The following is an 11,712-nucleotide window of genomic DNA, read 5'->3' as shown; positions in this document are numbered from 1 at the left end:
ACTTTTTGTCTGTGGTGTTTAACCACAACATTTTTTGTATTTTTTACCTGAACCGCATGGACAGGGGTTATTACGGCCAGTTTGAGGTTTAACGCCGTCAATATAATACCAACGCTGGTCTATACGAAGAAAACGTGAACGCTCATGAATAAGTTGTTTATCTTGGGCTTTCTGATCAAGAAAGCAAGCCGAAAATTCAACATAGGCTTCGTTATCGTTTTTACCTTTTTCAGTTGCGATAACATTTAATCCGAACCATTGGGTAGCAATAAAACTCTGCTCTATGTCTGAACGCAACTTTTCAGCATGGCAGTCAGGATGCCAACTGGCAATAAGATAATCAGCATTATGTTTTACATAGGCACTGTATCTGGAACGCATCAAAGATTCGGCGTTGGGGGCAGGTTTTGTGTTTTTGAGATAGAGAGAACAACAATCCGCAAAATCTATTCCACTGCCGCAAGGGCATAACTCTGTCAAAATAACTCCAATTGTAAAGGGTGAAATACCATTTTATGCGTTTTCTATTGCAAAGAAACGTAAGAGAACAAATGATAGTCACTTTATTGAACTAATATGATTGATAGTACCTAAGAACAGGTGAAAGTCGCAATATTAAGCTAAGGGAGCGTGTTTATGGAAAAAGCACTGGCAGGCAAACAGATTCTGATTGTCGAGGATGAATCTGTTTTCAGTTCTTTGCTGGCTGGGTATTTGCGAACGTTGGGCGCTAAGGTCTTGGTCGCATCTAATGGTGCTATTGCACTACAGGTGTTGGGTCGCGAAGCTCATATTGAGCTTATTTTATGTGATTTAGATATGCCGGTTATGAATGGCATTGAATTTGTTGCGAAATTGACTAATGAGGGGATTAATATTCCAGTTATCATTATTTCAGCGACTAACAAGATGGCAGAAGTTGATGAAGTGCTTCGTTTAGGTGCAAAAGATGTTTTATTAAAACCTGTTGCAGATCTAAATGAGATAAAAAAGGCAGTGCTGGCCTATTTACATCCAACTGTTTTTATGTCTGGTGCAATTGAACAGAATAACTTGAATAAAGATTGGCTAACGCTAAAGCATAATTCAGATGAAGCATTAAATATGCTTAAGCAGTTACAACCCCCGGTTTCTCAGGTGATTGCCCATTGTAAAGTCAATTACCGAAAATTAAATATGATTGATAAACCAGGATTAATTCTCGATATGGCGGCGTTATCTGATAATGAATTAGCGTTTTATTGTCTGGATATCAGCCGTTCAACAGAGTATGGTGTGATTTCAGCATTATTACTCAGAGTGGCATTTAACAGTTTGTTGCAAGAGCATATCACTCATCATTCCCGGCGTTTACCCAGTATGGCAGGTATTCTAAATAGGATTAATAACTTGTTGGGAAATGCAGGGTTACAAGGGCAATTTCCATTACTGCTCGGATATTATCATACAATCAATAAAACGGTTCTGCTTACTTCTGCGGGGTTACATGCCAGTATTAAGTCGGGTAACCGCCAAATCCAATTAGATAGTGGTGTTCCTCTTGGGACGTTGAGAACAATTTGTTCGAACCAAGTTTGTTCTCATAGTGCTGAATGGCAATGTCGGATTTGGAATACAGATAGTCAAATAAAATTGATGCTTTCCTCAATGTATTCCAGATGAATATTACCAAGGTGGGATTTTGTTTAAAGCAGATATTAAACATCAGGTCACGGTGATGTAATTAAACAGAATGGCGCTGTTTATCGGATAGAATTAGCTGGTATACTCGGTTCATTACGCTTGGAATCTATCTAATCAGGCTATTTTATTCGCCGCTCTTTAGTGCAAAGAGCGGATTTAGCACGGCTCAGATAAAAGCGATAACTTTTGAGTGTACTATTAATGTGACCAGAAGGGCGGGCAAAGCGATGTGTTTGATGCGTCGGTTTTTGTATGTTGCCCACGCTCACGTTTTCTTGACAAGAATGGTCCGCAATAATGACGCCTTATTGGAATAGGTTCTTAAAGAGCCGGCACTGATTTTGAGTTGAAGACGGATTTGTTTCAGCCAAAAAAACATCAGGAGAAAAGATTAATGCCATCAGTAAGTAAAATAGTAAAGAAAGCCGTTATTCCCGTTGCGGGATTAGGAACAAGGATGTTACCCGCTACGAAAGCAATTCCGAAAGAGATGTTGCCGTTAGTGGATAAACCTCTTATTCAGTATGTTGTTAATGAATGTATTGCCGCCGGCATTAATGAAATTATCTTGGTGACTCATTCATCAAAAAATTCAATTGAAAACCATTTCGATACCAGTTTTGAGCTGGAAGCTATCCTTGAACAAAGGGTGAAACGTCAGCTACTGGATGAAGTTCAATCTATTTGTCCAAATCACGTCACTATTATGCAAACTCGCCAGGGAATTGCTAAAGGATTAGGTCATGCGGTGTTATGTGCCAAGCCCTTAATTGGTGATGCGCCTTTTGCGGTGATACTCCCTGACGTTATTCTTGATGAGTACAGTACAGACCTGACTAAATATAATCTGAGCGAGATGTTGGCTCGTTATAATGAAACGGGAGCCAGCCAGATATTAGTAGAGCCTGTCCCTCATGAAGAAGTTTCCAGTTATGGTATTGTCGATTGCCAGGGAGAAAATTTGCAACCCGGTGAGAGCAAACCCATTAGGCGTGTGGTTGAAAAACCTAAACCGGAAGAAGCGCCGTCAAACCTTTCTATTGTTGGCCGTTATGTGTTGTCTGAAAAAATTTGGCCATTATTAGCAAAAACAGCGCCAGGTGCCGGAGATGAGATTCAACTTACCGATGCTATTGCTATGTTAATGGAAAAGGAACCCGTGGAAGCCTATCACTTGCGGGGGGTAAGTCATGATTGTGGTAATAAGCTCGGTTATATGCGGGCGTTTGTCCAATATGGTATGAAACATCATGCCTTAGGCAAAGAGTTTACTGATTGGCTAGTGGCTTTGCAGAATCAAGCTAAAGAATAATCTTGTGGAAATTTTTAGGTATCATATGAAAGTTACAGTATTTGGTATTGGCTATGTTGGTTTAGTTCAGGCTACGGTTTTAGCTGAAGTAGGGCATGATGTCCTTTGCATTGATGTAGATGAAAATAAAGTTGAAAATCTGAAAAATGGTCAAGTCCCCATTTTTGAGCCTGGTTTAGCCCCGCTGGTTAAGAAGAATTATGAAGAAGGCCGCCTGAATTTCAGTACTGATGCAAAGGCCGGTGTTGCTCACGGTAAATTACATTTTATTGCGGTAGGTACGCCTCCTGATGAAGATGGTTCAGCGGATTTGAAGTATGTCTCCGCCGTTGCCCGTACTATTGCGGAATACATGGATAGCTATAAAGTTATTATTGATAAATCTACCGTTCCTGTTGGTACAGCAGATAAAGTTAATGGGGTTGTCAATGAGACTCTGCGTAAACGCAATATTGATATCCCATTTGATGTGGTTTCTAACCCGGAGTTCCTCAAAGAAGGGGCGGCTGTTGCAGATTGTATGCGCCCTGAGCGGATTATTATTGGGTGTGACAACAACAGAGTCGTTGACTTGATGCGTGAATTGTACGAGCCATTTAACCGTAATCATGATCGTATGATTGTGATGGATATCCGCAGCGCAGAACTGACGAAATATGCCGCTAACTGTATGTTGGCAACAAAAATCAGTTTCATGAATGAGATCGCTAATTTAGCTGAAATGCTGGGAGCGGATATTGAGCATGTTCGTCAGGGAATAGGTTCTGATTCCCGTATTGGCTATCATTTTATCTATCCGGGCTGTGGTTATGGTGGCTCATGTTTTCCGAAAGATGTGCAGGCGTTAATTCGTACCGCAGAGCAAATTGGCTATCAACCCAAGATTCTTCATGCTGTAGAACAAGTGAATGAACTGCAAAAGAGTAAATTACCTTCTTTTGTCAAACGCCATTTCGGTGAAGATTTATCCGATAAGACATTGGCTGTTTGGGGGTTATCGTTCAAACCGAATACTGATGATATGCGTGAAGCATCAAGCCGTGTTTTGATGGAAACATTGTGGCAGGCAGGAGCCAAAATACAGGCTTACGATCCTGAGGCTATGCAGGAAGCTCAACGTATTTATGGTCAGCGTGATGATTTATCATTGATGGGCACTAAGGAAGCGGCTCTGAAGGGGGCGGATGCCCTGATTATCTGTACTGAATGGCAAAGTTTCCGTGCGCCGGATTTTGATGTCATTAAAGAGTCTCTCAAGGCACCGGTTATCTTTGACGGACGGAATCTTTATGATCCTGAACGCTTACAATCCCGTGGCTTTACTTATTATGGGATTGGTCGTGGTGCATCCATTAACCCAGTTATCTGAGTAATACGATGAAATTCTTAGTCACAGGTGCGGCTGGTTTTATTGGCTTTCATGTGAGCCAGCGATTATTACAAATGGGGCATGAGGTTGTGGGTATCGATAATCTCAATGACTATTATGATGTGAATCTCAAACAAGCACGGTTAGATCTATTACTTGATAAGCCAGGCTTTAAATTTGAAAAGCTGGATTTAGCTGACAGAATAGCCATTCCCGATCTTTTTGTGCGACATCAATTTCAGCGGGTTATCCATCTGGGAGCTCAGGCTGGTGTTCGCTATTCGTTGCAAAACCCAATGGCTTACATTGATTCGAATATAGTCGGGCATATCAATATTCTGGAGGGTTGTCGCTATAATAATGTTGAGCATTTATTATATTCTTCTTCCAGTTCTGTTTATGGGTTAAATAGAAAGCAACCGTTTTCGACAAACGATTCAGTTGATCACCCAGTTTCACTATATGCGGCAACTAAAAAATCAGATGAATTAATGTCTCATAGTTACTCTCATCTTTATCAGTTGCCAACGACAGGTTTGCGATTTTTCACCGTATATGGCCCGTGGGGACGTCCTGATATGGCTTTATTTAAGTTCACTAAAGCGATGTTATTAGGGCAGCCTATTGATGTTTATAACCACGGTAGCATGGTTAGAGATTTTACTTATATAGATGATATCGTTGAATCAATAATCAGGTTGCAAGACATCATTCCTGCATCAAATGAGAGCTGGATGGTTGAGGATGGGCAAATATCTGCCAGTTCTGCTCCTTACCGTATTTATAATATTGGTAATGGTCAACCAACTAGACTAGGTGATTTTATTGAGGCAATAGAAGAGTCATTAGGCATTCAGGCCAAGAAAAATTTTATGCCTATGCAAGATGGTGATGTTCTATCGACCTGCGCTGATTCAAGTGACCTTTTTCAAAAAATAGGATTTGCCCCCAATACGTCGGTAAAGCATGGTGTGAAGCAGTTTGTAGAGTGGTATTTGAATTTCTATCATCAATCCAAATAAGAAAAAAGGAGCCATTGGCTCCTTTTCTATTGAATCACTGACAGCGACCTAAGAGAAGTAAATAACTGTACCTGCTTGGTTATTAATTTGCCTTAGCATTGGCTAAGTTAGTAACTAGCGCTGCTTCATAACAAAGAAATGGCACAGCAGGTTGTCACTTGATTAAATGCCTGCTGTTCAATGATGCTTAAGTTCATATAACAGGCATTAATCCGTTTGTCAGTTAAACCGTTTATATAATAAAAATACCCTTGTAAGAGGGTATTTTTATAATTAAATCAGTTTAAAAACAATATGTTAGAGCAAGAAGCTTTCCAGAGTTTTTCCTTCGTCTTCAATTGCTTTTTTGATAACAGCCGGTGTACGTCCCTGGCCAGTCCAGGTTTTAGTTTCACCGTTTGTATCAACGTATTGGTATTTAGCTGGACGCGCAGGGCGTTTTGTTTTACCAACAGATTTGCCGGAGCTCATTGTCTGAAGCAATTCACTTGGATCAATTCCTTGATCAAGAATCATTTTACGAACTTCTTCCAATTTACGTGCACGTTCCTCGGATTCAGCTCTTGCCTGACATTCTTCTGCACGGCGTTCTTCAACAGCGACGGTCAGTTTTTCAAGTATTTCTTCTAAGAACTCAAGTTCACATTCTCTTGCTTGAGCTCGTAAAGTACGGATGTTATTTAAGGCTTTTAAATCGCTCATTGTCCTGGTCTCAAATTATTAATGATGATGGCTGATGTGGATATAATAATAGAATGCTATTTTATTTTCTGCAATAGTCAATTTCTCATATTCGGATAAAATGACTCTTTTTTTTTAAACGTAATTTCTTTACAAAAGTTATATAGCGCTTTTTATACAGCTATTTCGATTGTCATTCCACAATAACATGTTCAGGGTACCTTTAACAAAGGGCATGATTATCTCTCTAATTTATAAACCAAGCATATACTAAATCGGTAAGTAATTTTAACTGTTTCTTATCATACCTGCTAAGGCGAAATAATACTAAGTTAAAAAAAACTTATGACTAATCCATGAGTTATCGTCGATTTTCTGTGACTATTTTCTGGAAGTAAGTCACGCACATTATTAATTTGTATACAATATGCAACAAATCAGTCTGGCTTTCATTTCTTAATTTAAACATGAACATTTGTCGTTCAAATGCGCTTTATTACCCATTTGATGTGATCATGGTCATGGATCATTAAGACATCACTAAGCTAAATATTTCTGTATATCAATTGGTACAGCTTACTATGATGGATAATCACCACTAAAGTTTATGGTAAACTCATCTGACTATATGGCTTTATAAATTTTGTTAAGAGGCAGGGCCGATGGCTCAACTTTATTTTTATTACTCCGCAATGAACGCCGGAAAATCGACATCACTGTTGCAATCCTCTTATAACTATAATGAGCGAGGGATGAGAACGTTGATTTTTACCGCAGAAATTGACACCCGGTTTGGAAAAGGAAAAGTCAGTTCTCGTATTGGATTATCTGCTGATGCATTCCTGTTTAGCCAACAGACAGATATTGGTGAGTTAATCAGAACTGAAAATATGCAGGAAAAAGTGCATTGTGTGCTGATTGATGAGTGTCAGTTTCTCACAAAAGCGCAGGTTGAACAGCTATGTAAGGTGACTGACTACGATGATATTCCGGTTCTTTGCTATGGATTGAGAACGGATTTCAGTGGGGAGCTTTTTAGCGGTAGTCAGTATCTTCTGGCATGGGCTGATAAGTTAGTTGAGCTGAAAACTATCTGCCATTGTGGGCGTAAAGCAAGCCGTGTGTTGCGTTTTGATAGCGAAGGTGTGGCCATTTATGATGGCGAACAGGTTGATATTGGCGGCAATGAAAAATATGTGTCTGTTTGTCGTAAGCACTATATGGATGCTATCAGCAAGGCTAAGGCAAGATGAAGATAAGTATATAAATTATCATCCTGTTGTCTGCGGTAAAGCTTCCTTAAACCGTTTGAAGGCGCTTGAATTAACATTGAGGAAAATGGGGCAGAAGTAAAGTTAAAGGGTGCGGATATCAGGCACCCTTTAAGTGGTTTAAATCAGTTAACAGCCTGTTTTTTCCGGGGGTTCTGGTGTGATTTCTGTTTCTGTGAATTCACGTCCATAGAATGAATCCAGCAGTAATTGTTTCAGCTCAGAAATCAGAGGGTAACGTGGGTTAGCACCGGTGCATTGGTCGTCGAAGGCATCTTCAGACAACTTATCAATTTTTGCCAGGAAGTCAGCTTCCTGAACACCGGCTTCGCGGATAGATGCTGGGATACTCAGTGTTGATTTCATCTCTTCCAGCCATGCCAGCAGTTTTTTGATTTTTGTTGCCGTATGGTCGCCGGCCGCAGACAAACTAAGATGATCCGCAATTTCAGCATAACGACGGCGGGCTTGCGGGCGATCATATTGGCTGAATGCAGTCTGTTTAGTTGGGTTATCGTTAGCGTTATAGCGGATAACGTTACAAATCAGCAGTGCGTTAGCAAGACCATGTGGAATATGGAACTCCGAACCCAATTTATGCGCCATAGAGTGACAGACGCCCAGGAAAGCATTAGCAAATGCAATACCTGCAATAGTTGCAGCATTATGAACCCGTTCACGGGCAATTGGGTTTGTGGCACCTTCGTGATAGCTGGCTGGGAGGAACTCTTTCAGCAGTTTCAGCGCTTGCAGTGCTTGTCCGTCAGAGTATTCGTTTGCTAGGACCGATACGTAAGCTTCCAGGGAATGGGTGATTGCATCCAGACCACCAAAAGCACACAGTGATTTTGGCATATTCATCACCAGGTTGGCGTCAACGATAGCCATATCAGGAGTCAGGGCATAATCAGCCAGTGGATATTTCTGACCGGTTGCATCGTCAGTGACGACGGCGAAGGGTGTCACTTCAGAGCCTGTACCGGAAGTTGTGGTAATCGCTACCATTTTCGCTTTAACCCCCATTTTTGGGAATCGGTAGATACGTTTACGGATATCCATAAACCGCAGGGCTAATTCTTCGAAATGCGTTTCAGGGTGTTCATACATCACCCACATAATTTTGGCCGCATCCATTGGAGAACCACCACCCAGGGCAATAATGATATCCGGCTTGAATGAATGCATTTGTTCTGCGCCTTTACGCACAATGCTTAACGTTGGGTCTGCTTCAACTTCAAAGAAAACTTCGGTTTCTATCCCGTGGGATTTCAGCACATCAGTGACCTGATCAGCATAGCCATTATTGAATAAGAAACGGTCTGTTACGATGAAGGCACGTTGTGCGCCATCAGTTGCGACTTCCTCTAATGCGATAGGCAGTGAACCGCGGCGGAAGTAAATTGATTTCGGAAGTTTATGCCACAGCATATTTTCTGCTCTCTTCGCCACAGTTTTGGTGTTGATGAGATGTTTTGGCCCTACGTTTTCAGAGATGGAGTTTCCTCCCCATGAACCGCAACCCAGTGTCAGAGATGGCGCGAGTTTGAAATTATAGAGATCACCGATACCCCCCTGAGAAGCAGGTGTATTCACCAGAATACGGGCTGTTTTCATTTTGTCGCCAAAGGATTTGATTCGTGCCGCTTGATTGTCCTGGTCGGTATACAGGCAGGATGTGTGACCAATGCCCCCCATTTCAACCAGTTTTTCTGCTTTCTCTACCGCGTCTTCAAAATTGTTACTACGATACATCGCGAGTAATGGCGACAGTTTTTCGTGGGCAAAGGGTTCCGCTTTATCAATCAGGTTGACTTCGCCAATCAGGATCTTGGTTCTTTCAGGAACATGAATGCCTGCCATTTCGGCAATTTTCGTTGCGGGCTGACCAACAATCTCCGCATTTAGGTTACCGTTTTTCAGGATGATATCTTGAACCGCTTTCAGTTCCTTACCTTGTAACAGATAACCTCCATGAGTAAAGAAACGTTTACGCACTTGATCATAAACAGAATCCACTACGATAACAGACTGTTCCGAAGCACAGATAACGCCGTTGTCGAAAGTTTTGGACATCAGAATAGAGGCAACCGCGCGTTTAATATCAGCTGATTCGTCAATGACGACCGGTGTGTTACCGGCACCAACACCGATTGCCGGCTTACCAGAGCTGTATGCCGCTGTTACCATACTTGGGCCACCGGTCGCGAGGATCAGGTTGATATCCTGGTGGTGCATCAATGCACTGGAAAGTTCAACAGACGGTTCATCAATCCAGCCAATAATATCTTTTGGTGCGCCGGCTTCAACCGCTGCACACAGAACCAATTCAGCTGCTTTATTCGTTGCTTTTTTAGCGCGTGGATGGGGTGAAAAAATAATCCCGTTACGGGTTTTCAGGCTGATTAGCGCTTTAAAAATAGCGGTAGATGTCGGGTTAGTCGTTGGCACGATACCGCAGATTAAGCCAATAGGTTCGGCGATAGTGATGGTGCCGAATGTTTTGTCTTCGGACAAAATGCCACAGGTTTTCTCGTCCTTATAAGCGTTATAGATGTATTCGGAAGCGAAGTGGTTTTTGATCACTTTGTCTTCGACAATACCCATCCCTGATTCCGCCACGGCTAATTTTGCTAAAGGGATGCGTGCGTCTGCCGCCGCAAGGGCCGCGGCACGGAAGATTTTGTCAACTTGCTCCTGAGAAAAATTGGCAAATTCACGTTGTGCTTTTTTAACCCGGGCAACCAGCTCGTTCAGTTCAGTAATATGAGTTACAGTCATAAAGAAATACTCCTGGAAAATATTAAAAATATTTTAATATCAATAAATAAGTGATTTTTAGACTATTTAACTTGGTGATTTTATGATGGCTACAGATTACCATTTGGTATTAAGTAGATATTGATCTTAATCACATAAATCCCAAGCTGACTCCTTTCAGCTTGGGTGAGTGATCATTATTGTCACTTGGGTGATAAAAGCGCTAATCAGGTTGAGTTTTTAACCTAATGAAAAAATCGGGTTAACGATTTGTTATATAAGACATTTTAAATTGAAAAATGAATCGCAGTCGATGGAATGCGGAACTTTATCAGTATAAAGTAAAGGAAAAATTAAGTTTTCTATGATTTTTGAGTGAGTGATCATATGAAAATATTGTCATTAACACTGCGTAACTCAAGAGGGGTTATTCGTGGGTGATTTACTGTTGGATCTTTCTGGTTATATTAAATTTTTTGTTGGGCTGTTTGCACTCGTCAATCCTGTTGGTATTTTGCCGGTTTTTATCAGCATGACTAACTACCAGGCCCAGGCCGCCCGCAATAGAACTAATTTTATCGCCAATACCTCTGTTGCCATCATTTTATGGATAGCTTTGCTGCTGGGTGATTCGATACTGCGGATGTTTGGCATTTCCATCGACTCTTTCCGTATTGCTGGTGGGATTCTTGTTGTGACCATCGCTATGTCGATGATTAACGGTAAACTTGGGGAAGACAAACAGAATAAGCAAGAAAAATCAGAAACAGCCATTAGAGAGAACGTTGGTGTTGTGCCGCTGGCACTGCCGTTAATGGCCGGTCCTGGGGCAATCAGCTCTTGCATTGTTTGGAGTTCTCGCTATCAGGGATGGCAGAATTTTATTGGGTTGGTGTTAACCAGTGCATTGTTTGCTTTTTGCTGTTGGTTGTTATTCCGATCAGCTCCCTTAGTCGTCAAATATCTTGGGCAAACAGGCATTAACGTTATCACCCGAATTATGGGGTTGCTATTGATGTCTTTGGGAATCGAACTGATTGTGACAGGGATCAAAGCATTATTCCCAGGGTTACTTTGATACGATTGACGATAAAAGGTGTTAGATTTTTCTCAAGTCAAATTACAAATTATAATATTCTTGTCATTTTTATTATAAAGCCTGTTTTATGGGCTTTTCTCACTTATTTTACTGGTACTTCCTGAATTTTATACAAATAACCCAATATTTTTCTGAATTATTCTTGTCTGTTAGTTCAATCTGTAACTGGTTGCTTCCACCGTAGTTTTGTGATGAATGTAGGTTTTTAATTTGCATTGATTGCAATTTGTTAAAATTATGTTTATTTTCATCTCTGGACTACCTTTGTTTACTATTTTAGTTAAGCAAATTGTTAATAAAATGATATTTATCAATTGCTTATGTTGTTGTCTGGGGTGTTTTATCAATTAATGTAATAGAATGCATTGAGTTGTTTGTAAGGATGGTTTTTACAATATAAGAAGGGTATTTTAACAATTGATATGATAAGTCACCTTTAATATTCAATCCGTTACTTTGGGCCAAATAATGTGAAGATACCGGCCTTGATGGGATATATGCGAAGTGAATGAACAGGT

At 40.8% G+C, this 11,712-nt stretch carries 9 protein-coding genes; 6 read left to right on the top strand and 3 right to left on the bottom strand.

Features of this window, described 5'->3' with window-relative positions; all coding sequences use genetic code 11:
- Positions 1 to 18: 18 nt before the first annotated feature.
- Positions 19 to 480, bottom strand: a complete 462-nt coding sequence (locus ACGF63_RS01815; protein WP_152961934.1) for a YchJ family protein — start codon at positions 478 to 480, stop codon at positions 19 to 21.
- Between the two features lie 156 nt (positions 481 to 636).
- On the opposite strand from ACGF63_RS01815, the gene rssB reads away from it, so the two are divergent.
- The 4 genes from rssB to ACGF63_RS01795 all read left to right on the top strand — a co-directional run bounded on the left by rssB (position 637) and on the right by ACGF63_RS01795 (position 5,386).
- Positions 637 to 1,662, top strand: a complete 1,026-nt coding sequence (rssB, locus tag ACGF63_RS01810; RefSeq protein WP_152961936.1) for a two-component system response regulator RssB — start codon at positions 637 to 639, stop codon at positions 1,660 to 1,662.
- A 415-nt stretch (positions 1,663 to 2,077) separates the two neighbouring features.
- Positions 2,078 to 2,995, top strand: a complete 918-nt coding sequence (galU, locus tag ACGF63_RS01805) for a UTP--glucose-1-phosphate uridylyltransferase GalU (protein WP_036846854.1) — start codon at positions 2,078 to 2,080, stop codon at positions 2,993 to 2,995.
- A gap of 25 nt (positions 2,996 to 3,020) precedes the next feature.
- Positions 3,021 to 4,364, top strand: coding sequence for a UDP-glucose/GDP-mannose dehydrogenase family protein (locus ACGF63_RS01800; RefSeq protein WP_036846855.1), 1,344 nt, complete (start codon positions 3,021 to 3,023; stop codon positions 4,362 to 4,364).
- Positions 4,365 to 4,372: 8 nt separating this feature from the next.
- Positions 4,373 to 5,386 (top strand): NAD-dependent epimerase, encoded by a 1,014-nt coding sequence (locus tag ACGF63_RS01795; protein ID WP_036846858.1) that lies wholly within the window; start codon positions 4,373 to 4,375, stop codon positions 5,384 to 5,386.
- Positions 5,387 to 5,683: 297 nt separating this feature from the next.
- Here ACGF63_RS01795 and ACGF63_RS01790 read toward each other — a convergent pair whose 3' ends face one another.
- Entirely contained in the window at positions 5,684 to 6,088 is a 405-nt protein-coding gene (locus tag ACGF63_RS01790; RefSeq protein WP_036846861.1) for an H-NS family nucleoid-associated regulatory protein, read from the bottom strand.
- A 641-nt stretch (positions 6,089 to 6,729) separates the two neighbouring features.
- Between ACGF63_RS01790 and ACGF63_RS01785 the strand changes: the two genes are divergently transcribed.
- Complete coding sequence (locus ACGF63_RS01785) at positions 6,730 to 7,320, top strand: thymidine kinase (protein WP_036846863.1); 591 nt, start codon at positions 6,730 to 6,732, stop codon at positions 7,318 to 7,320.
- 147 nt (positions 7,321 to 7,467) lie between these two features.
- Here ACGF63_RS01785 and adhE read toward each other — a convergent pair whose 3' ends face one another.
- Positions 7,468 to 10,116 (bottom strand): bifunctional acetaldehyde-CoA/alcohol dehydrogenase, encoded by a 2,649-nt coding sequence (gene adhE, locus ACGF63_RS01780; RefSeq protein ID WP_152961938.1) that lies wholly within the window; start codon positions 10,114 to 10,116, stop codon positions 7,468 to 7,470.
- Between the two features lie 412 nt (positions 10,117 to 10,528).
- Here adhE and ACGF63_RS01775 point away from each other — a divergent pair, with 412 nt between their 5' ends.
- Positions 10,529 to 11,173 carry a YchE family NAAT transporter gene (locus ACGF63_RS01775; RefSeq protein WP_387628465.1) on the top strand — a complete coding sequence of 215 codons (645 nt, stop codon included), beginning with the start codon at positions 10,529 to 10,531 and terminating at the stop codon, positions 11,171 to 11,173.
- Positions 11,174 to 11,712: the final 539 nt, after the last annotated feature.

Origin of the sequence: Photorhabdus sp. RM322S (assembly GCF_042879395.1) — a bacterium.
GTDB classification, from domain to species: Bacteria; Pseudomonadota; Gammaproteobacteria; order Enterobacterales; family Enterobacteriaceae; genus Photorhabdus; species Photorhabdus khanii.
Note: the sequence above shows the minus strand (reverse complement) of the source record. Positions and strands in the feature narration are given on the sequence as shown.